Genomic DNA, 25,045 nt, shown 5'->3' with positions numbered 1-25,045 from the left:
GAGTTTCTAACCGAAAGGGTGATTAATTTTATATCACTTAAGTAGACTTAGACGGATTCAAGCCGTTATTTACTTGAATGACATTATATGTGTCTAATGAGTGGCTATTTATAGCAATTTGGGTGGTACCGCGAATATCCTTTCGTCCCTTATTTTAGGGGATGAGAGGTTTTTTTATACACTTTTTTAATTAATTAAGAAAAAAATCTGAAGCCCTATTACCTTTAGAATTTTTTATGAATAAATTTAACTAGGAGGAAAAAAAATGAGTAAAGTAATCTATGTAAAATCTCTTTATAGAAACCAAGAAGAATACTTATCTAAAGAAGTAACAATCTCTGGATGGATAAGAACATTAAGAGCATCTAATGCTTTTGGATTTATTGAAGTTAACGATGGTACTTTCTTTAAGAATATTCAAGTTGTTTTTGATAACAAAATTGAAAACTTTAAAGAAGTTTCAAAGCTACCTATCAGTTCATCAATAACTGTTGTAGGAACTTTAGTTGCTACTCCTGAAGCTAAGCAACCTTTTGAAATTCAAGCTAAAGAAGTAATAATAGAAGGATTATCTAATTCAGACTATCCTCTTCAAAAAAAGAGACATAGCTTTGAGTATTTAAGAACTATAGCTCACTTAAGACCAAGAAGTAATGCTTTTTCAGCTGTATTTAGAGTTCGTTCAGTAGCTGCTTATGCAATCCACAAGTTTTTCCAAGAAAGAGGATTTGTATATACTCACACACCAATTTTAACTGGAAGTGATGCTGAAGGTGCTGGTGAAATGTTTAGAGTAACTACTTTAGATATGAACAATGTACCAAAAACTGAAGATGGCGCTGTTAACTTTAAGGAAGATTTCTTCGGTAAAGAAACTAACCTTACTGTATCAGGACAATTAAATGGTGAATGTTACGCATTAGCATTTAGAAACATCTATACTTTTGGACCTACTTTTAGAGCAGAAAACTCAAACACAGCTAGACACGCTGCTGAGTTCTGGATGATAGAGCCTGAAATTGCTTTTGCTGACTTACAAGACGATATGGAATTAGCTGAAGATATGCTTAAATATGTTTTAGAATATGTTTTAGCTGAATGTCCAGAAGAAATGGCGTTCTTTAACCAATTTATTGATAAAGGTATCTTAGATAGATTAAACCATGTTGTTTCATCTGACTTTGGTAAAGTAACTTACACTGAAGCAGTTGAAATCTTAAAGAAGGCTGATAAGAAGTTTGAATACCCAGTAGAATGGGGAATCGACTTACAAACAGAACATGAAAGATATCTTACTGAAGAACACTTTAAGAAACCAGTTTTCGTAACTGATTATCCAAAGGATATAAAAGCTTTCTATATGAGATTAAACGATGATGGAAAGACAGTTGCTGCAACTGACCTTTTAGTTCCAGGAATCGGAGAACTTATTGGAGGAAGCCAAAGAGAAGAAAGAATCGATGTATTAACTAAGAGAATGTCTGAACTAGGTCTTAAAGAAGAAGACTATTGGTGGTATTTAGAGCTTAGAAAATACGGAGAAACTAAACATGCTGGATTTGGATTAGGTTTTGAAAGACTTATCATGTATATTACAGGTATGTCAAATATCAGAGACGTAATTCCATTCCCAAGAACTACAGGACAATCTGATTTCTAATAAATTAGATATATCTGACAATACCTTAGTTTAAAATAAAAGATAAAGAAGCACTTATATAGTTCGACTAGACTTATATAAGTGCTTCTTTTTAAAACTCCTTAGGAGTTTTTTCATTAATTCTTCATTATTAATTTTTAATTTTTCATTGTGCGTCAGCACCTTTAAAACTCATAATCAATACATTGTCTATTAGTTAAATTAGCGCGTATAAACTTTCCTGCCTTTACATGTTCATCATGAACTTGATAGTAATCTAATTCTTCCATAGTTTCAAATTCACTTATTAAAATAACATCAGCAGTACAAGATTTTATAGGATCTATAATTACTTCTATAAATTTTATTCCTTCTATTTTATCCTTTAACGCTTCTAAGTCTTCCTTTACTTTTTTAGCATTATTATAATTCTCTTCCTTAGATAGGTCTTCTCTATAATTCCAAGATACAATATGTCTAATCATATTAACTCCTCCTCTATGTATTTCTAATTTTATTATACAGTAATTTGAAATATTTTCTATATAGATAGATGAAGAAGCTTATTTAAGACTTATACATATGAAGGTATTTAATATTTTATAATTATACCTCTGGTCTAATAACTTCTAGTAGTTTAAATTTTTTATCTTCATACTCAAACTTAAAAATACTGCAATTTGGAAATCCCTTTTTAAGTTCCTCTGCAGGATCTTGCCACGCTTTTAAAAAGTTAAAACACGCACCTCCGTGAGATACTGCTAATACAACTTTATGATCTTCTTTTTCCATTATTTCTGTACATGTTTTTACCATTCTATCTCTTACATCGTTTGAAGATTCTCCTCCATAAGGAATAAAAAATGTTTCATATTCTTTATGTCCGTTAGGATTTAAATCTTCACTTTCCCCTTCAAATTTTCCAAAGTTCATTTCCTTCAATCCTTTTAATCTTACATATGGAACCTTATTATCAGTTATAATCTCTAAAGTATCGCAAGCTCTTTCTTGAGTTGAAGAATAATAATGATCAATTTCCATATCTTTGAAGTATTCTCCTGCAACCTTTGCTTGTCTTATCCCTTCTTCAGTAAGTGGTGAATCACAAAAGCCTTGTATCTTTCTTCTTGCATTAAATAGTGTTTGTCCATGTCTCATTAAATATAATATTTTCCCCATATATTTCTCTCCTTACTTCCTAATACTTATATTATTATTCTACTAGTTAGAGTTAACTCTAAGTCAATACATTAATTATTTTTATATCTATTTTACTTATAAACATAGATTTTCTTAAACTTAATTTTATCTTGGCTTAATACATCTATATAGTGTTTAACTATAGACTATATTTATTGCCTTACTTTACTCTATTAATCTATTTAAATTATTATTCTTATGTCTAATTATGGTATAATATATATATATTTCTTGTAATGTCACAATTATAACACTAAAGTTATTAACTTTATAAATTAAACTTAAAAAAGGAGGATACAAATGAACTTTTATGAAAAAATCGAAGAAAATCTAAATAATATTTGTTTTGAATGTAAATTCTATAACACACCTGAATGTGTTCCATTAAAGTGTAATATAGGCTTTGCTAAAAATGCTGCAGAAACTGCTAAGGTAAAAGGGAATCAACATATAGAAGATGGCTTAAAGTTAATTCCAAAAAATGATACTAAATTATATAATAAAGCCCTTATTGCAAAAAGCATAGCAAGTATCTGCCGAGTATGTAAAGAATGTAGTTTAGAACATAACGACAATTGTATAATTTCTCTTGCCAGAAAATCTTTAGAAGTTACATATTTACAAGAAGACGTTATTTTCCCTGGAAGTATTCTAATGTACATAGTTAATGTTGCTAAGCAAGATCAAGGCTTAGCTGATGCAATAAAGGAAGAATATGATAAACTTCTTAAAGAACCTACTGAAGAAGTTATTATGGACAAGTCTTTAATTGCAAAGAAAACCCCAATCTTAGTAGATCTTAAAGAAAATGAAACTTATTTATGGTGCACATGTGGAAAAAGTTCTAATGTTCCATTCTGCAATGGTGCTCATATAGGGACTGATTTCACTCCATTATCTTTTGTAGCTAAAAAGACTGGAAAAGCAAAATTATGTGCTTGTAATCATACTAAAACTCCACCATATTGTGATGGATCACACTTAAAACTTTAAAAATTAAAGGAAGTGTAAATCCACTTCCTTTAATTCATTAATTCTTTATTCGTAGTAAAACTTTTCTTTTAAAATCTTTTATCTTACTTATATCATGATTTTCAATATAAGCTCCCCATAGAATTAAGGTAGTACCTAATCCTACGCAAAATCCATTTATAAATTCAGGTAATGGAAACAAATATCTTGATGATAACCAAAATGAATTTATAAGCAACCCAAATGCAATATAGTTATTTAATTTCTTCATAAATTCTCACTTCCCTTATATTTTTCTTGATATAACTTTATACGCCACTAAATACGCTAATAAGAAAACACTTATTACTGTTAATAATACTTCAATGAGTACTGGATACCATAGACCTCCAATTAACCCCACTAAATACATAGCTACTAACATAACTACTAATGCAACTCTAGTAGCTTTTATACTTATTTCCTTATTTCTTTCATCCGTATTTGAAATACGACTCTTTCTTAACTTTTCTTCATTTTTTAAAAGTAAAATGTTCTTAATTAATAGAATTATTCCTATAGATATTAATCCTGAACCAAATCCAGTATACACTGCTATCATCTTTTCACTAATACTTACATTAAAAAATCTATCCCCTAAGAAAGTAACAGCTAGAGTAATGGCTCCAAGAATAATTATTCCAATAAAATATGCAATTCTTCTCTTTATATACTTTTTATATTCTTCATTAGTATTACATTCGCTACCACAAAAAATTCCTAACATAAATTTTCATCTCCCTCAAAAATAAATATGTCTTCTATTCTCATATCAAAATATTGGGCTATCTTATGTGCAAGAACTAAAGATGCTTTATACTTACCACTTTCTAAGGAAATTATCGTTTGCCTAGTAACATCTAAGGCATCAGCCAATTCACTTTGCGTTATCTTACGCTCTTTTCTTAATTCCTGTATCTTAGTTTGCAATTTATCATCTCCATTTTCTGTTAAGTATCCTTTACATTTTTAGTATAGTGCGCTTTACATTTAATGTCAAGTCTATTTTACATTCTATAACAAAATAAAACTGCTACATTTCTGTAACAGCTTTATTTAAAACACAATTTTTTTGGGGAATCTATATTAATTTACTTATTAGCTATTTTTGCCTTTGTTTTCTCTTCAGATCTTTATAAAAAGAATATCCTAATGCTGATATAATACCTATGACTGATCCAGCTGAAAAAGTTAATATAATATTATCAACAAAAAATCCTAATAATATCCCTATTCCAGCTCCTAGAGCTATTCCTTTTGCTAAGTAATCATAATCTTCATCTGATAAAATTAACTTTTCCAAAACTGTAACACCCCTTTTATTCTTTATACTCTATACCTTATATTATAATAGGTACTTCTTAAATAATTCTTAACGAAAACTTAAGGTATGATTAAATATAATTTCATTATACATCTTTAGCTATAACTTGTAAAGAGTTATTTTATACTTTATTATTTATTTTTATTAACCTCTTATAAGTTTTTGTTAACTCTTTATGTAGAGTTAATTGATTTGTACAATCTACTTCATATATCCTTTTAAAATTAAAATTATATATAATACCTTTATCTTCTTATTAGAGTAATTAATTAATCATATCTTTAGTAATTGATAATTCTTATCCTAAAAAGGGCAAAATAAAAAAACTCTTAAAAAGAGTTTTTAATATTCTTAATTCTAGTAATCCCAAAAGAATTACATCCTAAATTATTAATTTTTCATTTTTAAATATTAATTAAGGGTTGTCTAAGACAACCCTTACCTGGTGGCTCGACCAGGAATCGAACCAGGGACACGAGGATTTTCAGTCCTCTGCTCTACCGACTGAGCTATCGAGCCTTAACGATATATATTTTAATAAATTTTTCACAAAATGTCAACGTTTAATAGTACTTTTTTAAAAAATAGTTATTTTTATATTCCTTAATAAATATAATACAATATAGTATTATTTGGAGTTATTTATGAAGTATATTATATTTGTTTTATTAATTTCAGCCCTGATATTTACCTATTATTACTATAACAAAAAGATTGAGCTATTAAGAAAGCAATTAATGATTTCTAGAAGAAAATCTTATAATAGTTATAGTAGTACTAAAAGGTTAAATACAGAAAAAGTTATTGTTAAGTTTTCAATTCCTACGTATAAGTCTTGCTCTATTAAACCAAGTACTAATTTATACTTATCTCCTCTCAATTCTTCAATAGTTCTAAAAACTATAATTTCGTCTATTGAAGCAGGTGTCTTAGACTGTGCTGATTGCAATAATGAAACATGGTTTTATGTGAATATCCCTTCTAGCGATGATATTAATTGTAGAGGATGGGTTAACTCGAAGGATATTTCTATATTTTATAGTAGTACTTCTTCTATTTCTAAGAAGTAAAAATAAGGCTGCATTTTATTTTAGCAGCCTTATTTTTTTTAAGTTATTAGTATCATTAATCCAATATAAAATATTATTGCTAATATAACTGGAATATTTATTACTCTCTCTTTTTTATAAGTTATACTTTCATTTCTTACCTGTATTACTTCTTCCTGTCCTTCTTTTAGATTCCTCTTATTATTTATCTTATCTAACCAATATATTATTAAGAAAACAAAGACAGAGAATATTACAGCTAGAGTTCCATAAAATATAAATAAAAATAGCTTCTCTGAACTCTCTATATTTTTAAGTGTAGTTTCAGCAGTATCATTTGCAATCGGTACTATATTTTTTAATAGTTCTGTTACTTTTAAAAGCGTAACTGATGTCCCATTAATTATAAAATGCATTATCATAGATGAATAAATACTACCTGTAATTCTTACTACTAATGCAAAAATAAATCCTAAAGCAGCAGTATATAAAAATTGCTGAGGATCTAAATGCAATATTCCAAAGAATAATCCTGTAATAGCTGCTGCTACATATCTATTCTTATTATCATATCCAGATAATATTACTCCTCTTAATGTAATTTCTTCTGATATAGCTGGTAATAATGCCATTACTGCCAAAAGTAAAATATATGGCGCTGAAATAATATTATTTACAAATGCTCCTACTTCATTATTAAAGAAAAACACTGTAATAAGTGATAAGAAATTCATAACTGGTTGTACAATAAATGCTAATAATATAATTAATAATGTATCTTGCCAGTGTAATTTCTTTAACCTTAAAGTCTTCTTTACTGGTTCCTTACTTATTATTAAAAATACTATAGCTGGTATTATTAATATAATAAAGTGATTTAAGAATAATATTAACTTAGGGTCTGTTATTCCAATTGCTCCATATAATTTCATTAAAAATATCGGCCCTAGTGCTTGGGCTATTAATATAAATAAAAAATATAAACTTGATCTTAATACCTTACTCATTCTTTCTCCTCTCTTTTAATTAGTTTAATGACTTTACTCTATAATTTATAATAATCAAAATTCCTGTATAAAAGCTATTGTTACTGTACATAATTATAAATGAAGCGAGAAAGTTTCCACAGTTAATCGCCTCTCCCCCATTTTATTTATATAAAGTAATAATCCCCTTATTCTTAAAGAGTTAAGGGGATTATTTCTTTTAATAATTCCTTATTAATTCTTTTCTTAATATATTTAAGGCATTCATAGTTGCCTTTCTTCTAACAGCTTCCCTATTTCCTGATAAATTCAATTTTTCAACAATAGTTTTACCTTTTATAAATACTCCAATATATACTAGTCCTACTGGCTTTTCTTCTGTTCCGCCACCAGGTCCAGCAATACCTGTAGTAGCTATTCCTATATCTGTATTAGCCTCTCTAGCTATTCCTTCAACCATTTCCTTTGCAGTTTCTTCACTAACTGCTCCATATTTATTTAAAGTTTCTTCTTTTACTCCAAGCCTTTTTACCTTTGCTTCATTTGAGTAAGTTACAGCTCCTTCCATAAATACTTCTGATATACCTGGATAAGAAATTAATGATGAAGCAATCATTCCACCAGTGCATGATTCTGCTGTAGCTATTGTTAGCTTCTTTTCACATAATAACTTAGCTACTACTAAATCTAAAGTTTCTTCTCCTTCTCCATAGATATATTCACCTAAAATTGATTTTATTTCTTCACATTTTGGTCCTATTGCTGCTTCGCACTTTTCTTCACAATCATCCTTTGCTGTAACTCTTAATGTTACTTCATAATCTTTAGCATAAGGCGCCACTGTAGGATTAGTGCTATTTTGTATAATATCATTAACCCTCTTTGCCATTATACTTTCACCAATACCAAATATCCTTAGAGTTCTAGATTTAATTACCTTTCCAGTTAACTTTTCAAGATACTTAACAACATGATTGCTAAACATCGCCTTCATTTCTTTAGGAGGCCCTGGAAGTATTATTAAAATTTTATTATTCTCTTCTATAATAACTCCAGGTGCTGTTCCATTCTCATTATGTAGCACTATTGCACCTTCTGGAATATATGCTTGATTTTTATTAGCTTCAAGCACTTCATCATCTTTAATATTTAAATATTTCCCTATCCATTCTAAAGATTCCTCATGTAAATACATCTTTTTATTAAAATATTTAGCAGCAAGTTCTTTAGTTAAATCATCTTGGGTAGGTCCAAGACCTCCAGTAGTAATAATCATATCACATCTATCAAAAGCCTCTTTAAAGCCTTGTAATACTCTATCTTCATTATCTCCAATAACACATTGATGATATACATCTACACCTAAAGTTGCAAGCTCTTTAGCTAAAAACTGTGCATTTGTATTTACTATATCTCCTAGTAATAGCTCTGTTCCTATTGATATTAATTCTGCTTTCATTAAAATCACCTTCCGTTAATAATATACTATATTTTACCATAAAAATTTATATTATAAAAATTTTTTAATAAAATTTAAAGGCTGTCACAAAGACAGCCCAATTAAGAATTAATAATTAAAATTTATAATTATTCATGTAATCTCAGATAAATTACTAATAATAATTTAATTTTGAAAACTCCTATAGGAGTTTTTTCACTAATTTTTCATTATTCATTCTTCATTTTTCATTGTGCAACAGTTCCCCCTTATTAAGAATTAATTATATTATTACTCTTGCTTATTAGCGTTTATACAATACTTTCCGCTGTCATCAACGCCTTCATTTACAATAGAAAATTTACTATCTTTAAGCATTGAAGTAATTATATTTATATTATCCTTTTTAGCATTATCTAACGTTATTGTGAAGTTATCTTTTTTGTCTACAACCCCCATATAGTCAAAGATATTGCTGTATTCACTAAGTCCAAGCTCTCCATTTATATCCATCCTATAGTCTGGCATAGCACTCCTCCTAGTTCCTCATTTGTATTTAAATAGTATATAGATATATGCTTTCAATTTGTTATATTTTATTAAATATAATTATTACCTTCTAATTTTATAAAATTAGAAGGATTTATATTATTAATTGAAACCGTATATACTTATTTATTTTTTCATACTATTCTTCTATTTATTCACAATATCCGTTGTTAATTTTTGCTAATATCTTCTATTACTTTTTTAGCCTCAAGTTCTGGAACTTCTTCATATCTTTCAATTTCACTTGTAAAGCTTCCTCTTGCTTGAGTCATTGATCTTAAATCAGTTGAGTATTTGAACATTTCAGCAAGTGGCACTTCAGCATTGACTTTTTGAAGATTTCCTTCTTGCTCCATTCCTAATACTCTACCTCTTCTTTTATTTATATCACCTATAATATCTCCCATATATTCATCTGGAACTAAAACCTCTACCTTCATAATAGGTTCTAATAATATAGGCTTTGCTTGCTCTAGACCTTTCTTATAAGCAATAGATGTTGCCAGCTTAAATGCCATTTCTGATGAGTCTACAGGATGATATGAACCATCATGTAATGTTGCTCTTAATCCTACTACTGGATATCCTGCTAAAACACCTTTCTCCATACATTCCCTTAAACCCTTTTCAACAGCAGGAATAAAGTTTCTAGGAACAACTCCACCTACTACATTATCCACAAATTCTAAATCACTTTCTCCATCTCTTCTAGGTTCAAACTTAATCTTTACATCTCCATATTGTCCGTGGCCACCAGATTGCTTTTTATGTTTTCCTTGTACATCTGCTACGCCCTTTATTGTTTCTCTATAAGGTACCTTTGGAAGTCTTAATACAACTTCTGCTCCAAATTTATTTTTAAGCTTGCTTGCTATAACTTCTAAATGGGTTTCTCCTACTCCAGATATTATTGTCTCAGCATTTTCTGTATCTCTATTTACAGTAAATGTAGGATCTTCTTCTAATAACTTTTGTAGTGCAGATGATATTTTATCCTCATCTCCCTTTGCCTTAGGAAGTGCTGCCATAGATATATTAGGTTTAGGGAAATTCATCTTATCATATATTACCTTATTATTAATATCACATAATGTGTCTCCAGTTTCGGTATATTGCAGTTTTGCAACTGCAGCTATATCTCCAGCTACTACTTCTTTAGTAGGGATTTGATTTTTTCCCTTCATAAAGAAAATATTAGATAACTTTTCAGTCTTATCTTTATTTGCATTTACTACTGTAATTTCATTAGATAACTTTCCAGTAACAACTCTAAATAAAGACATCTTCCCTACAAATGGGTCTGCTATAGTTTTGAATACTAAGGCTGAAAATGGCTTACTTTCATCAAGACCTATGAAAACTTCTTCATTTTTCTTAACATCAAGAGCCTTTTGAGGAATTGAATATTTAGGTGATGGGAAACACTCAACTACATCTTCTAGGAAGCATCTCATTCCTATTACCTTAGAAGCACTGCCACACATTACTGGAGCAATATCACCTGTGGCTGATCCTTCTATTAATCCATTATATATTTCTTCATCACTTAATTCGCCTTCATTAAAATATTTATCTAGAAGCTCTTCACTTGTTTCAGCTACTGCTTCCATTATCATTCTTTTACATTCATCAATTTTTTCTAATAATTCCTCTGGTACATCTACTTCTCTTATTTCATTAGTTTTATTATCATGAATTCTTGCTTTTTTAGATATTACGTTTATTACACCTTCGAAGTTATCTTCACTTCCTATTGGATATTGTATTGGAACTACACTTATTCCAAATTTCTCTTTTAATTGAGCTAAGGTTTTATCATAACTAGAATTTTCTCTATCTAATTTATTTATAAAGAAGGATCTTGGTAACTTTATTTTATTACAATAATCCCAAGCTTTTTCAGTTCCCACTTTAACTCCTGATACCCCTGATACTACTATAGTAGCAATATCAACTGCTCTCATTCCTTGAATCATTTCACCTGAAAAATCAAAGTATCCAGGTATATCTACTAAATTGATTTTAGTTTCTTGAAATTCTATTGGAGCTATAGCTGCTGAAAGAGAAATCTTCCTCTTCTTTTCTTCTGGATCAAAATCCGTAACTGTTGTTCCATCTTCTACTTTACCTAATCTATCCGTGTTACCAGTATGAAATAACAAAGCTTCTATTAAAGATGTTTTTCCTGATCCTCCATGTCCTATTAAACCAATATTCCTTAAATTTTTTATAGTGTAATTTTTCATACTACCTCATAATACTTTAACAAATATTATGATTCCACCTGCCTTTCCTTTAATATCTAATTAGCTTTTAAAAAGTATTTTCATTTATGCTTCAGCAAATATTATTTAATAAATTTAAAATCATTTGTGCATAAAACATCCTTAGTAATTCTTATATTAACTTTAAGATAATTATAGAATAACATATATTTATTTTAATTTCCAGAATATTCAGTTTATTTGTTTTTAATAATTAGTATATTTTAATTTTATTATAATTTTTCTAGTATTATTAATTCCTTATCTAATTTTATACCCTCTAAACACTCTTATACTATCTATAAATATTAAAAAAATAGATAAAAAAGACTATAATAAAAATAATTAAAAGGAAAAGTTATGTACCACTATGTTATCTGGTAATACATTACTTCTCCTAAGCTTCAGATGGAATAAGGTAATCTTGCAATATAATTATTATTTTCCTTTAGGTTATTGTTCACCCCCTATCCCCCTGTTGCTCTTTACAACTCATGAGTTCCTAGTTCCAAGTTCCATTATTTATATGTTTTATCATTTCAATTCTTTTTATTTTTGAGTGGAATTGATTTACCTCTTACATATGTATTGTTGTTTTTATCTCTCGATTTCAAGTGGAATTGTTGAAGATAGTATTTTACTTAGCTTTCAGCTTACGACGTTAGTATAATCCTTGTTATCTTGGCTTTTGAAACCATTAGTAGTATTTCAGTATTATTATCTACATCACCTACTATCAAGGTAATTGAATATAAAAAAATATCGACACTATTTTAGTATCGATATTTTAGTTACAACGATATTTTCTTTTACTTTAGGTTGAAAAGGGGGAATAAGGTGATAAAGATTTTAGAAAGTATTTTTTAGTTTCATCAACTAGAATTAACTTTCCAATTTTATCCATTAGTTCCCTTTTTGCCCCTATTCACTGCATTATAATAATTCTGCAGTATAAAAAGTAATTTAACTTCTTTAACCTGCTTTAGTATATACTTTTTTTACTTTATTCATCAAGTTTACTTCATATAATGTAGTTAGATATTTATTATCTCCAAGTCTGTCTTTTCACATATAGAATCATTTAAAGCCATTAAAATTACACTTATTAAATCTCTTCCATCACTAGTTACAAAATAATTAGATAAATCAGTAATATCAGGACTTATATTTCCCCCCCATGGCGGTTGTTTAGAAATATCTTCAATATCCCATACTACATATTCAGGATTAAATTTTTTTAATTCTTCTTTAATTAGTTTTAGTTCTTCAACAGCTTTACCAGCATTTTCCCAGTTCAATTTACCTTGATATAATTCATTCATAAAAATTGGATATTTACTTCCCCATTTATTTTCTTCTAAATTATAACTTATCGTAGAGAAGAATGCGTGTAAAAAATCTGGTGTTCCAACTTGATACCATAAAAAATCAATTTTAAATCCAATAGCCACTTTATCACCTCTTAAATTGTATATTTACATTAACATTTGATTTTTCTAAAATTTTATCTCTAATACTTCTTAAAACATCATTTGAAACATTTTGTCCTCTAACATCAATTATTATTGTCTGCGATGTTCCACTTGGCAAATCTGTTATTCTTTTATTAACTTGATTTGAAATATTATTTATTAACCTACTTCTACCTTCTGATGTAGTAACTTTATAGTTTTTAACTTCTATACTAGCACCTTCTTTATAAAAGTCTGGTCTAGAACTTCCTTTTGTACCATAAGGGACTTCATCACCATCTATAAATGACTTCTGTGGATTATAATCTGGAAAATCAGATTGAACATCTAATTCTGACTGTCTCCATGAAGGTCTTTTAGGAATACTTTCAGGGGTACTTACCCCCTCAATAGGTTGCGAACAACTCTTTATATTAGCCATATTATGTGCCAATACCTTTTCTTCACCTACAAAGTAGTTATGATTTCCATCTATACTTAAATTATAGACATAACTAGGATAGTTATTCTTCTCTACATGTACTTCATCAACTTCTAAGTATTCATTATTTTCACTATATAAATAATCCCCTTTTTCTATGTTTATAGCTGCTGTCCACCATTTATCTTTTACTTTAAACAAATGGCCTGTCGTTGTCTTTATTATATCATTTCCAACTTTTATAATACAAATTTCATTGCTACTTCTTATAAATAATTCCTTTACTTCTTTGTATTCTTCTTGTCCATTTTTCTCATTTACAGTTAATACTTTATCCCCAGCTTTTATATCTCTTATAAGTGTAAGTCCATTTTCTGTTTTTACTTTTGTTTCTCCTAAAAAGCATCCTGCCATAATAAACTCTCTACTCTCTGGATGTATATCAGTTTTATTTATATCAAATTCAAAATCATAGCCTTTTTTATTCTTTATATAGTGATTTCCATTTCCCATATCCATGGTTGTATCTAGCATTTTCTTTGCTGCATCTGGATCTTTTATAGCTTTTTCAGTAAATTCCTTTCCAGCCTTTTTACTTGCTTTTTGAGCTCCTTCTTTAGAAATTGCTCCACCTATATCCACAACTTCATCACCATACTTTAATAAGGCTGCTGCTTCATCTGTATATTTTAAGAACTTAAAGGAATCTCCTACTAGTGGTATTATTGCAATTAGAGAAATTCCAACTGCAAGCCAGTCTCCCCTAAAGGCTGATATTACTGCATTTACTAAATCTGCTATATCTCCTACTACTGGAATAAACCCAACTATATCTAAAGCTCCTTGAACGAAATTTAATAATGTGTCGTACCACTCTGTAGTCTCTATTCCATTTGTATTGCAGTATTCTTTAACATCATTCTTAAACTTCTTTGCTAAGCTTTCATCTACCTCTTCTATATTTTCTATAAAAGATTTAAAGTTCCTTATAAAATCTTGAAGTTTATCATAATCCCCATTTACCTCTCTTAATGCAGAGTTTATATCACTAAGCATATTACTATTTCTACTATAATATCTGTTTAAAGAGCCAAGCTTCCTTTTTAAGCCCTCTAGGTCCTCTATCTCTCCATCAAGCTCCCTTAAAATTGGCATAAGATTATTTGTAATAAAGTACTTTGCAGCTTCTGTATCGACCATTAACCTCTTACCTATTTCTCTAACCTCCTTATAAAATTAATTTTTGTCCTCTGCTTTATATACAATAATATTTTTTATTTTATATACACATTTTATCATTCGACACACAATTTTTCTATATTTTGTAAAAAGTTTTTTTTCTGTTCTTTAACTTTAGAAGTCACTAACTCCAATATCACCTTGTGGTTACCATTATCCGTAAATTTAAAACAGACACAGTTCCACTCAAAAAATAAAAAAGAGTTATCTTTAAGACAACCCTTTCTTTTCAATTATCAATTAATTAATTCTTTCTTGTGTTTCAGCATCAAAGAAATGTAATGCATCAACATCTAATCCAAACTTATGAGTTTCACCAACTTCATATTTATAATGACCTGGCACAGTAATATTAAGGTCTTTCCCACTCTTAAGCTTTACAAATAAAGTTTTCTCCTTACCTAATACTTCAATAACATCGATTATACCTTCAAATGATTCCTCAACTTCACCACTTAAAAATCTTTCAGAACGTATTCCAAGGAATACATCTTTTCCATCATATTGTTTAAGTGATTTACTATCTACTTCATTAGGTGTAACCTTTATTATTCCATCTTCAGAGATAAACTTACCATCTTTCATTTTTCCTCTCATCATGTTTATAGTTGGAGATCCAATAAACCTTGCTACAAACATATTTTGAGGTCTTTCATAAAATTCTGTTGGTTTACCAACTTGTTGAATCTTACCATCATTCATAAGTATAATCTTTGTTGCCATTGTCATTGCTTCTACTTGATCGTGAGTTACGTAAATTGTCGTAGTTTCCATTTGCTTATGAATTCTAACAAGCTCTACTCTCATATGCTCACGAAGCTTAGCATCTAGGTTAGATAAAGGTTCATCCATTAGGAATACCTTTGGTTTTCTAACAATAGCTCTTCCTAGTGCTACTCTCTGTCTTTGCCCACCAGATATATCAGATGGCTTACAGTGTAAATATTGTTCTATTTGTAAAAGCTTTGCTGCCTCTGTTACACGATCATTTATAACATTTTTTCTTTCTTTTCTCATACTCAAAGAAAATGCCATATTATCATAAACTGTCATGTGCGGATATAAAGCATAACTTTGGAACACCATAGCTATATCTCTATCCTTAGATGCTAATTTATTAACTCTCTTATCATCAAAGATTAAGTCCCCTTCTGTAATTGAGTTTAAACCAGCTATCATACGTAATAGTGTTGTTTTACCACAACCTGAAGGCCCTAATATAACACAAAAATCTTTATCATCTATTTCAAGATTAATATTTCTTAAAGTAAATTCTTCTCTACTTTCATATTTCTTTCCTATATTCTTTAATGTTACTTTCATAATCTACACTCTCCTATCCTTTAGTTGCACCATTAGAAAGACCTGATACCAATTGTTTTTGTAGTGCTAAGAATAATATTACAATTGGAATTGCTGTAAGTAGACCACCTGCTGCAAAAGCTGGCTCATTTATTGTTCTTACGTCATTAACTAAAGTAAATAATCCAGCAGCTAAAGTATAGTCTTCTGGTGAAGTCAATAATACTTTTGGTAGTAAGAAATCCATAAATGGTCCTATAAATGACCATAATGCAATTATCGCAAGCATTGGTCTTGCTATTGGCATTATTATAAGTCTATATATTTGCATACCTGAACATCCATCAATTTTAGCTGCATCATCAAGCTCTGTTGAAATTGAATCTAAGTATCCTTTAAGTAAGAAGGTATTACTTGCTACCCCTCCACCTGTATATATTAGAATCAGCATCATTTGACGACTGAAGGCTGGAATTACATCACTTACAATTGAGTGCATAGTAAAATATGCTGTGATCCCTGCAAATGTTGGTATAGTTTGAATTAACATTATTGCCATAAGAGATAGCTTCTTACCTTTAAATCTATATCTTGAATAAGCATAACCAGTAAATGATATTACTATAACTGTTAAGATAGCTGTAGCTATTCCTATATATAATGTATTTGCCATCCATTTCAAATACAAAGTATCATTAAATAAATGCCTGAAATGCTCTAAACTAAATTCAAATCCATCATTTAAAATTAAGTATTTCCCTTGTACACCATTAAAAGAAGATATAATAATCTGAGATATAGGAATTATAATTAGCAATGCCCATATTATTAGTATTGCGTAAGTTATTCCAATTCCTACTTTGCCCATAATTGTTAAAGGCGGCTTGTCTGATAAATATAAATCATTTTTCTTTTTCTTATTAAAAATGCTCATTACTACTTCTCCTTCCTAAATGCATCAGTATTTCTATATCCAATATAAGAAACTATCATAAGAGCAATAGAAATTAAAATAGTTATCGCAGCTCCTAATGCTTGGTATTGATTTTCCATTGTCAACTTGTAAATATATGATATAAGAATATCTGTTTCTCCAGCTAGGTTACCATATGAAACTGGATTAAATGGTCCTCCAGAGTTAAATAAATATATATTAGAGAAGTTATTAAAGTTAAATGTATATTGTCCTACTAGTAATGGAGCTGTTTGGAATAATACTAGAGGAATTGTTATCTTAGTTAACTTTCTAAAGGAACTCGCTCCATCTATATCTGCCGCTTCATATAACTCCTTATTTATAGATTGTAATACCCCAGTTGCTAGTAAGAAGATATATGAACTTCCAAGCCATCCTTGAAGGCAAATTAATACTACTTTTGTTACAAAAGGATCATTTTTTATTTGGAATCCAGGTCCAAATATTCCTCTTAATAATTCTGTTAAAGCACCATTTGGAGCAGATAAAATACTAAAGAACATAATAGTTATAAAGGCTGGAACTGCCCATGGTAACAAGTAAATTGATCTAAAGAATGTTTTTCCTTTTATTCTTTCATTATTAAGTAATAGTGCTAATGCAAATCCAAGGAATATTCCTAAAGAAGTTGCTCCTATTGTCCATATGATTGTCCAACCTAGTATCTTCCAGAATATTGATCCGGCCATTCCTTGGCCTAATAAAATCATCTTGTAATTCCTTACCGCATCCCATCCAAATTTAGCTTGATTTTGTGGATCCATTCCTGTAAATGATAAAAGGATTGTGGTCATAACCGGAACAAAAACTATAAATACTATAATTACTAATGCTGGAAGTGATACTAAGTATGGTAAGCCATCTTCTGATAGAGTTTGTTTAGTCTCACACCAAACTCTATATCTCACCCCTCTAATTGTATCTTTCTCAACTTTATTAACATCCTTAAAGGATAAAATCATAAGAATTAATGCAATCGCTAAGAAAACTATTGCCACTATACCTTCAACCATAAAGATTATAGATCTATCTAATCTACCTGCATCTTTTGCTAAAGTTATAAGCCCTGCAATACCTTGCCCCCTATAATTTCCAAAGCCTAGAGCATAAGGGATTGCAATTAAATATATATATATTGTTGCTAAGAACATTATAATCGCTTTTGTGTACTGTTTATTTAACAGCTGACCAAGTCCTGGAAATAAAAATGTTATAAATGATATTATTGGAATAGTCTTGTCCACTTCTACTGGCACGACTCTTCTAATATCTGATACATTAATATTCACAGTTTTAATTTTTTGTTTTAGAATCCTACTTAACTCATGTTCCTTATTTTTAACTATTTCTGAATAATAGTTCTTTTTTGATTCAAAGGATTTAACTAAGATTCTTTCCTTCATTACTCTTTTTAATCTTTTAATTGATTCATCTTTTGCCTTATCAGAAATAAGTCCTTCGCTAGTTCTAGATTTAACAGTTTTTATATTATCTTTTAATAGCTTCTTTTCCTGAACCTTATATTTTTCAAATTCTTCCTTAAAAGCTTTTTCTTCTTCTGGAGATATTTTTTCTAAAGCTATTTTAGCCTCTTCTAATTCTCTCTTACTTTCCTTTGCAAATTCAATTACTTGAGGAATTTGATCTATTTCTATTTTACTTTGTTTATAAATAAGCTCTGCATCATAAGTTAATTCAACATATGATTTGTAGAATTTTTCTTTTTCATAAGCCTTAAATAATCTAATTTCTAGTTCATCAACCTTCTTAAGGGAAGTTCCATTAGTGATTTTAATTGACTTTGATTTTTCTTCTAGATCCTTTAAAAATGATCTTTCCTTTTCTTTAAAATCATTTAATTTCTTTATATAAATATTATTGCTTTTATTTTTCTTTAACTCTTGTAGCTCTTTATTAAGCCTAGCTTTATCCTCTTTACTTGATTCTTTAATTTTTTCTTGCAAGGTAGCTACTTCTTTTAAATATAAATCTTTTCTTTCATATTCTCTATCCAAATTATCATATAAATACCTACTTATTGTTTTCAATACTACTTCCCCCTTTAACCTTGCTGCATTCTGTTTCCAATTTTAATATTTTTCTCATTATTAATTTCCTTCCATAAATACATTAAAGTAACCAATATACCTAAGTAGCAAATTCCACTGATAATAAGGAAAAGTGAAAAATATGCCTCTCCTATTAATGTAAAGGCAAACAAACCAATGATCAAAATTGTCCATATAAGTATAAATAGTTTATTAACCTTAAGTTTTATAAAAGCAAAGTATGTATTTAGACTTAATGCCACTGGGGTTATAATTCTAATAAAGAAAACAGATAAAATCGCAGTAAGATAAATTGAATAACTCTCATCTATGCTTTGATTTCTATCTATATTCAATTTAGGATTGCTAAGCCAGCTTTCAAATAACCCTATATCCTTTGCTTTTGCAAATGCTTCTAATGAATATGACATAATAATCACTGCACATAACCCTACAATTAAATAGAATACTGTTTTGTTCATCCTAGTTGTCTCTCTCATCTGTTTCCTCCTTAATTAATAGAAAAGGAGAACAAAGGTCTCCTTTTCAATTTTTCTTTCTATTAATAACTTCCCATCATAGCTTCGAATGATGCTTGAACTTGTTTGTAAGCTTCTTCAGCATTCGCTGGTTTTTGTCCTGACCATGATAATAAAGCATTTTGCCATGTATCCCAAACCTTACCATATTCAATGAATAATGGTCTGTTTACTGCACCTTCATATGAAGCGTAAGTAGCTTTAATTACTTTTTCGTTCATTCCGCCAATTCCATCATAAGCAGAAGGTTCAACATTTTCTAAAATCTTACCAGTTGAATTGAATAAATCTTTTGCATAAGTAGGGTTAACTACTTCCATAATAAAGCTTTCTGCTAAAGCCATTTGATCTGCATCTTCTTCAACTCTTGCATTGATACCAAGGCCCCATCCGCCTTTCCATTGGTTAAGAGGTTTACCATTTACAGTAATTTGTGATAGTGGAACTACTTCTAAGTTATCAGCACCTACTTTATCTTGTAATCCAGTAGTTGCCCATGGTCCATCTATTCTAATAGCAGCGCCATTAGCAGCTGAGAATTGTGCATCTAAATAACCTGAAACTGCATCTTTGTCCCAAAGGTCAGTATTGTTTTCATAATGAGGTTTCCAGTAGTTATATAAAGCTTCAAATAAGCCCTTTTGCTCTGCTGATAAATCTGCCCATGCTTTAGTACCATCTGTTGATAATGTACCATCATCAGCTTTATCTAAGAATTCAAAATTAGCTGAATTAGCAAATGCTACTCCAAACCAAGCATCATGAGCTGATACTAGCATTTTTCCAAATTCAAGGTCTGTAAATTCGATATCCTTAGTTGTATCTATATTTGCTGCTGCTGCATTTTCTTTGTTAACATATGCTATTAATGTTTCAATATTATATGGGAAAGCTAGGTAATCATCGCCAACTTTAAAGTTTCCACCTAAACCTCCATCAAAATCTTTAAATCCTCCAACTTTTTCTGCCATTGCCTTAGCATCCATAGGAGCTAACACATTATTATTAGCTAGTCCATATAATCTGTCTGCTGGAAGTGCAAATACATCTGCTATATCTGGATTTGTTGCATCAGTCTTATCAAGAGCATCTAAATGGTCAAATGAACCAACTTCATTAAAGTTTATAGTTGCTTTTGGATATTCTTCCAATACTCTTTCTTTTACTTGGTTATAGTAAGGTACCCATTCTTTTTCTACTTGAACTGTAATTGTTGCTTCGTTGTCAGCAGATGATCCTCCCTCTGTCTTGCCGTCTCCATTACTGCCACAGGCAACTAAACTCATTGACATAATACCTAATAAAACTGTTGATAAAAGTTTTTTTCTCTTCATAATTCTAACTCCTCCATAACATAATTTAAGTTATATATTAATTTTTATAACTTCCTTTTATACTATAATTTCCAAATTTCTTCTGCATACTCTTTAATTGTTCTATCTGAACTAAAGAATCCTGCATTAACTGAATTGATAAAGCACTTTTTAGCAAAAGCAAATTCATCTTTAAAATCATTATTCAACTTAATTCTAGCTTCAAAATATCTATCTAAATCGTTTAATATGAAATAATGATCTGCTTGATGCCAATGTGTACCTTTTAGTAGAGCATAATATAACTCTTTAAAAGTTCCTTCTACTAATTTTTCTTCTACAACTTGTGCTTCTTTTTCCTCTATATTTTCTTCTGCTACTTCTACTACTTCTTCTTTTGTCTCTATTACCTCTTCTTCATATCCATCACTGAAAGTGCCATCAATTAAGGTATCTACCACTCTCTTTATATGTTTATTGTTATTGTAAATTTCAACTGGATCATAACTATCTTTAATACTTAAAATTTCTTCTTCAGTTGCACCAAAGATATAGTTATTCTCTTCTCCAGCTTCTCTTACTATCTCAATATTAGCACCATCATAAGTTCCTAAAGTCACAGCCCCATTAAGCATAAACTTCATATTACCTGTTCCTGACGCCTCAGTTCCTGCTGTAGAAATTTGCTCAGATACATTTGCTCCTGGTATTAGCTTTTCAGCATATGAAACATTGTAATTCTGTACAAAAACTACTTTTAATTTATCTTTAACATCTATGTCATTATTAATTAAGTCTGCTATCTCATTTATAAATTTAATTATTGCCTTTGCTCTTGCATATCCTGGTGCTGCTTTCGCTCCAAATATAAAGGCTGTTGGAGTAAAGTCTTTTAATTCTCCATCTTTCAATCTAAAATAAATATCTAGAATTGATAAAGCATTCATCAATTGTCTCTTATATTCATGAAGTCTTTTTATTTGAACATCAAATATGAAATGTTCTTCAAGCTTTATTCCTTCATGCTTATATATATAATCAATTAATTCTCTCTTCTTAAATTTCTTTATTTGGATAAATTCTTCTATTACTTCTTTATCATCCTGATACTTTTCTAATGACTTAAGCTTCGTTAAATCCTTTAAGAAACTATTATCACCTAATAATCTTGTATAAAGTTCAGTTAATTCTTTATTACAACTAGCAAGCCATCTTCTTTGTGTAATTCCATTTGTTTTATTTTGGAATTTTTCAGGGTAAATTTCATACCATTCTTTTAATGTATCTTTCTTTAATATTTCACTATGAATTTCTGCTACACCGTTTACAGATTTACCGATGTAAGTTGCTAGTCTTGCCATGTGAACTTGATTATCTTTAATAACTTCATACTTATCTAAGTCTTCTTTCCTTACCTTTAATTCAGTAAGTTCTTCTATTAACTTTTCATTTATTTTTTCAATTACTTCATACACTTCTGGAACTAAAGATTTTATTAGACTAATATCCCATTTTTCTAAGGCTTCTGCCATAACAGTATGGTTAGTATAATTGAAGATTTCTTTAGACATATTAAATGCTTCATCAAACTTCATATTATTTTCTAAAGTCATTAATCTAATAAATTCAGGAATCGCTATAACTGGATGAGTATCATTTAATTGAATAGTATTTAAACTAACTAATTTACTAAAGTCATTTCCATGAAGCTCCTTATATTTTCTTAAAAGATCTTGTAATGATGCACTTGTAAAGAAATATTGTTGTCTAAATCTTAATACCTTTCCTTCATAAGTGTTATCATTTGGATAAAGTCCTGCTGAAATATTTTCTGCAATCGTTTTATCTTTTATTGCTTCATCATACTTACAATTGTTGAAAAGCTCAAAGTCAAAATCCTTTATTGCTTCACTTTGCCATAATCTTAATGTTCCAATATTATCATTTTCATATCCTATTATTGGCATATCGTAAGGTACAGCTAAAACTTCTAAATCATTGAACTTAATTTTAACTGAATCTTCAAATCTTCTAAGACTCCATTCATCACCAAAACTTGTCCAATTATCTGCATACTCTTTTTGGAATCCATCTTCTATAGTCTGTTTAAAAAGACCATATTTATATCTAATACCATACCCTTTTAGCGGAACATTAATGCTTGCAGCACTATCTAAGAAACAAGCTGCAAGTCTACCAAGCCCACCATTTCCTAATGCCATATCTTCAATTTCTTCAAATTTATTAATATCAAATCCTAATTGATCTAATGCCTCTTTAACCTCATCGTATATCCCCATACAAATTAAGTTGTTTTGAACCGCTCTTCCCATTAAGAATTCTGCTGATAGGAAGTATGCATGACGATTTTCATTAAATCTAATTTCTGACTCATGCCAAGCCTTAGATATTTCTGTAATCGCTATCTTTGCAACTACATTATGCATTTCTTGTACCGTTACTTTATCTACTTCCTTATCATAATCTCTAAGGATATTTTCCTTTATCTTTTCTACTAAAACTTTTATTTGCATTTAAACTACTCCTTCATATTCCTTCTATATAACATGCTCAAGTATTTAAGTTTTTTTGCTAATTCATCAGTAATATCGTTTTTATCCATTCTCCATCTCCAATTAGTATCAAGAGTAGATGGTATGTTTATTCTTCCCTCTGAGCCTATATTTAATATATCCTGCATTTGGACTATTGCAGTATTCGCTGCACTTGCTATAGCAGTTTTAATTAAAGCCCAATTATCATTTTCATCCTGCATTCCTGTATAAGCCATGCAGAATTCCCTTTCTTCTTTGCTTAAACTCTGGAACCAGCCTTTAATTGTATCGTTATCATGAGTTCCAGTATAAACTACTATATTTTTATTATAATTATGTGGTAAATATTCACTATCCCCCTTAGGATCAAATGCAAATTCTAAAACTTTCATTCCAGGAAATCCACAATGCTCAAGTAATTCTTTTACATCATCTGTTATATATCCTAGATCCTCTGCTATTACATTTATATCTCCAAGTTCTTTTTTGATTGCATCAAACAACTCAATTCCTGGACCAACTTCCCACTTACCATTGATAGCTGTTTCATCTTCATAAGGTATTGACCAGTATCCGGCAAACCCCCTAAAATGATCTATCCTTACTACATTGAACAACTTTAAGGATGATTTTACTCTCTCAATCCACCATTTAAATCCTTCTGCCTTATGTTCTTTCCAGTTATATATTGGATTTCCCCATAATTGGCCTGTTTCTGAAAAAGCATCCGGTGGACATCCAGCCACCTTAGTTGGCACCAAATTATTATCTAACATAAATAGCCTTGGATTTGCCCATACATCTGAGCTATCTTCTGCCACATATATTGGAATATCACCTATTATTTCTATTCCCTTCTTATTAGCATAAAATCTTAAAGTATTCCACTGCTCATAGAATTTAAATTGCATAAACATTTGAAATTCTATTTCATCTTTTAAAAGAGTTGAGTATTTAATAAGTGCCTCTTGTTCTCTTGTTCTTATATCATCATCCCAGCTAGTCCACGCTTTGCCATTATTATAATCTTTCAAAGCCATGAATAGAGAATAATCATAAATCCAAATTTTATTAACATCTTTAAAATTTTTAAATTCTTTACTAGCTTTATCAAATCTATTAAATGCTATTTTCAAAACCTTATATCTATTTTTATATATTATTCCATAATTGATGTCTCTATCGTCTTTACCAAAATCTAACGAATCAATCTCTTCTTGTTTTAACAATCCATCCTCTTTTAAGAAATCTAAATCAATAAAGTAAGGATTACCTGCAAATGTTGAAAATGATTGATATGGTGAATCTCCATAGCTCGTTGGACCAAGAGGCAATATTTGCCAATAGCTTTGATTTGCTTTTTCTAGAAAATCTATAAATTTATAAGCCTCAGTTCCAAATGTCCCTATTCCATAATTCGAAGGTAAAGAAAATATCGGTAAGATAATACCACTCTTTCTCATACTACAACCTCTATCATTAATTAAGTTTTGTTAAATTAAATATCTTTTCGAAAAGTATTAACTTTGTAACTAAAGTATATCATTGAAGAAATTGCCAAGCAATAAAATCAAGCCCTTTTAGGCTTGTAAAACTAAGGGCCTTAAAGGATATTTAAGCATAGGTTTTTGTCCTATAATTTTTCACTTTTTAGGGTTTTAGTCAATTTATATATGGACAATCATCTACAAAGCATTGAAATCCCTTGCTTTCTTTAAGC

General features: G+C 29.5%; 22 protein-coding genes, 1 tRNA gene and 1 other annotated feature (1 of these 24 only partly in view). Of the genes, 3 read left to right on the top strand and 20 right to left on the bottom strand.

What is annotated here, in order from left to right; translation table 11 throughout:
* Positions 1–153: a binding site (T-box leader), on the top strand (it extends 98 nt beyond the left edge of the window).
* A gap of 112 nt (positions 154–265) precedes the next feature.
* Entirely contained in the window at positions 266–1,660 is a 1,395-nt protein-coding gene (gene asnS, locus GPX08_RS04650) for an asparagine--tRNA ligase (protein WP_156625681.1), read from the top strand.
* 164 nt (positions 1,661–1,824) lie between these two features.
* Here asnS and GPX08_RS04645 read toward each other — a convergent pair whose 3' ends face one another.
* Together GPX08_RS04645 and GPX08_RS04640 are read right to left on the bottom strand one after the other, a co-directional pair.
* Positions 1,825–2,124, bottom strand: a complete 300-nt coding sequence (locus tag GPX08_RS04645; RefSeq protein WP_156625680.1) for a Dabb family protein — start codon at positions 2,122–2,124, stop codon at positions 1,825–1,827.
* A gap of 121 nt (positions 2,125–2,245) precedes the next feature.
* Positions 2,246–2,818 (bottom strand): histidine phosphatase family protein, encoded by a 573-nt coding sequence (locus tag GPX08_RS04640; protein ID WP_156625679.1) that lies wholly within the window; start codon positions 2,816–2,818, stop codon positions 2,246–2,248.
* Positions 2,819–3,592: 774 nt separating this feature from the next.
* Between GPX08_RS04640 and GPX08_RS04635 the strand changes: the two genes are divergently transcribed.
* The gene (locus GPX08_RS04635) at positions 3,593–3,832 is read left to right on the top strand and encodes a CDGSH iron-sulfur domain-containing protein (RefSeq protein WP_156625718.1); all 240 of its coding nucleotides are present in this window, start codon (positions 3,593–3,595) and stop codon (positions 3,830–3,832) included.
* Between the two features lie 37 nt (positions 3,833–3,869).
* Here the strand turns inward: GPX08_RS04635 and GPX08_RS04630 are convergent, their stop codons facing one another.
* The 5 genes from GPX08_RS04630 to GPX08_RS04610 all read right to left on the bottom strand — a co-directional run bounded on the left by GPX08_RS04630 (position 3,870) and on the right by GPX08_RS04610 (position 5,693).
* Complete coding sequence (locus GPX08_RS04630) at positions 3,870–4,082, bottom strand: hypothetical protein (RefSeq protein WP_156625678.1); 213 nt, start codon at positions 4,080–4,082, stop codon at positions 3,870–3,872.
* 15 nt (positions 4,083–4,097) lie between these two features.
* Positions 4,098–4,577 (bottom strand): hypothetical protein, encoded by a 480-nt coding sequence (locus GPX08_RS04625; protein ID WP_156625677.1) that lies wholly within the window; start codon positions 4,575–4,577, stop codon positions 4,098–4,100.
* Positions 4,571–4,780 (bottom strand): helix-turn-helix domain-containing protein, encoded by a 210-nt coding sequence (locus tag GPX08_RS04620; protein ID WP_156625676.1) that lies wholly within the window; start codon positions 4,778–4,780, stop codon positions 4,571–4,573. The genes GPX08_RS04625 and GPX08_RS04620 overlap by 7 nt, the downstream gene beginning before the upstream one ends.
* 172 nt (positions 4,781–4,952) lie before the next feature.
* Entirely contained in the window at positions 4,953–5,153 is a 201-nt protein-coding gene (locus GPX08_RS04615; protein WP_156625675.1) for a hypothetical protein, read from the bottom strand.
* Positions 5,154–5,617: 464 nt separating this feature from the next.
* Positions 5,618–5,693 (bottom strand) — tRNA-Phe (locus GPX08_RS04610).
* Between the two features lie 125 nt (positions 5,694–5,818).
* On the opposite strand from GPX08_RS04610, the gene GPX08_RS04605 reads away from it, so the two are divergent.
* Positions 5,819–6,244 (top strand): hypothetical protein, encoded by a 426-nt coding sequence (locus GPX08_RS04605; RefSeq protein WP_156625674.1) that lies wholly within the window; start codon positions 5,819–5,821, stop codon positions 6,242–6,244.
* 38 nt (positions 6,245–6,282) lie between these two features.
* On the opposite strand, the gene GPX08_RS04600 is transcribed toward GPX08_RS04605, so the two are convergent.
* The 13 genes from GPX08_RS04600 to malQ form a co-directional block, all read right to left on the bottom strand.
* On the bottom strand, positions 6,283–7,230 hold the full coding sequence (locus GPX08_RS04600; RefSeq protein WP_156625673.1) for a CPBP family intramembrane metalloprotease: 948 nt from the start codon (positions 7,228–7,230) through the stop codon (positions 6,283–6,285).
* 199 nt (positions 7,231–7,429) lie between these two features.
* Positions 7,430–8,668 carry a competence/damage-inducible protein A gene (locus GPX08_RS04595; RefSeq protein ID WP_156625672.1) on the bottom strand — a complete coding sequence of 413 codons (1,239 nt, stop codon included), beginning with the start codon at positions 8,666–8,668 and terminating at the stop codon, positions 7,430–7,432.
* A gap of 270 nt (positions 8,669–8,938) precedes the next feature.
* Positions 8,939–9,175 carry a hypothetical protein gene (locus GPX08_RS04590; protein ID WP_156625671.1) on the bottom strand — a complete coding sequence of 79 codons (237 nt, stop codon included), beginning with the start codon at positions 9,173–9,175 and terminating at the stop codon, positions 8,939–8,941.
* Positions 9,176–9,366: 191 nt separating this feature from the next.
* On the bottom strand, positions 9,367–11,442 hold the full coding sequence (fusA, locus tag GPX08_RS04585; protein WP_156625670.1) for an elongation factor G: 2,076 nt from the start codon (positions 11,440–11,442) through the stop codon (positions 9,367–9,369).
* A gap of 1,052 nt (positions 11,443–12,494) precedes the next feature.
* Positions 12,495–12,911 carry a hypothetical protein gene (locus GPX08_RS04580; protein ID WP_156625669.1) on the bottom strand — a complete coding sequence of 139 codons (417 nt, stop codon included), beginning with the start codon at positions 12,909–12,911 and terminating at the stop codon, positions 12,495–12,497.
* Positions 12,912–12,915: 4 nt separating this feature from the next.
* Complete coding sequence (locus GPX08_RS04575) at positions 12,916–14,553, bottom strand: hypothetical protein (RefSeq protein WP_156625668.1); 1,638 nt, start codon at positions 14,551–14,553, stop codon at positions 12,916–12,918.
* A gap of 279 nt (positions 14,554–14,832) precedes the next feature.
* A complete protein-coding gene (gene ugpC, locus GPX08_RS04570; protein WP_156625667.1) occupies positions 14,833–15,915 on the bottom strand; it encodes a sn-glycerol-3-phosphate ABC transporter ATP-binding protein UgpC in 1,083 nt (360 codons plus the stop codon).
* Positions 15,916–15,928: 13 nt separating this feature from the next.
* The gene (locus GPX08_RS04565; protein ID WP_156625716.1) at positions 15,929–16,822 is read right to left on the bottom strand and encodes an ABC transporter permease subunit; all 894 of its coding nucleotides are present in this window, start codon (positions 16,820–16,822) and stop codon (positions 15,929–15,931) included.
* Between the two features lie 8 nt (positions 16,823–16,830).
* Positions 16,831–18,909, bottom strand: a complete 2,079-nt coding sequence (locus GPX08_RS04560; protein WP_156625717.1) for an ABC transporter permease subunit — start codon at positions 18,907–18,909, stop codon at positions 16,831–16,833.
* 23 nt (positions 18,910–18,932) lie between these two features.
* The gene (locus tag GPX08_RS04555) at positions 18,933–19,418 is read right to left on the bottom strand and encodes a hypothetical protein (protein ID WP_156625666.1); all 486 of its coding nucleotides are present in this window, start codon (positions 19,416–19,418) and stop codon (positions 18,933–18,935) included.
* Between the two features lie 62 nt (positions 19,419–19,480).
* Complete coding sequence (locus GPX08_RS04550; RefSeq protein WP_156625665.1) at positions 19,481–20,791, bottom strand: sugar ABC transporter substrate-binding protein; 1,311 nt, start codon at positions 20,789–20,791, stop codon at positions 19,481–19,483.
* A 62-nt stretch (positions 20,792–20,853) separates the two neighbouring features.
* On the bottom strand, positions 20,854–23,304 hold the full coding sequence (gene glgP / locus GPX08_RS04545) for a glycogen/starch/alpha-glucan family phosphorylase (RefSeq protein WP_156625664.1): 2,451 nt from the start codon (positions 23,302–23,304) through the stop codon (positions 20,854–20,856).
* 5 nt (positions 23,305–23,309) lie between these two features.
* Positions 23,310–24,788 carry a 4-alpha-glucanotransferase gene (gene malQ / locus GPX08_RS04540; protein WP_156625663.1) on the bottom strand — a complete coding sequence of 493 codons (1,479 nt, stop codon included), beginning with the start codon at positions 24,786–24,788 and terminating at the stop codon, positions 23,310–23,312.
* Positions 24,789–25,045: the final 257 nt, after the last annotated feature.

Source organism: Clostridium tertium (assembly GCF_902652255.1).
Classification (GTDB): Bacteria; Bacillota; Clostridia; order Clostridiales; family Clostridiaceae; genus Clostridium; species Clostridium tertium_A.
This window is presented reverse-complemented; position numbering and strand designations above follow the sequence as displayed.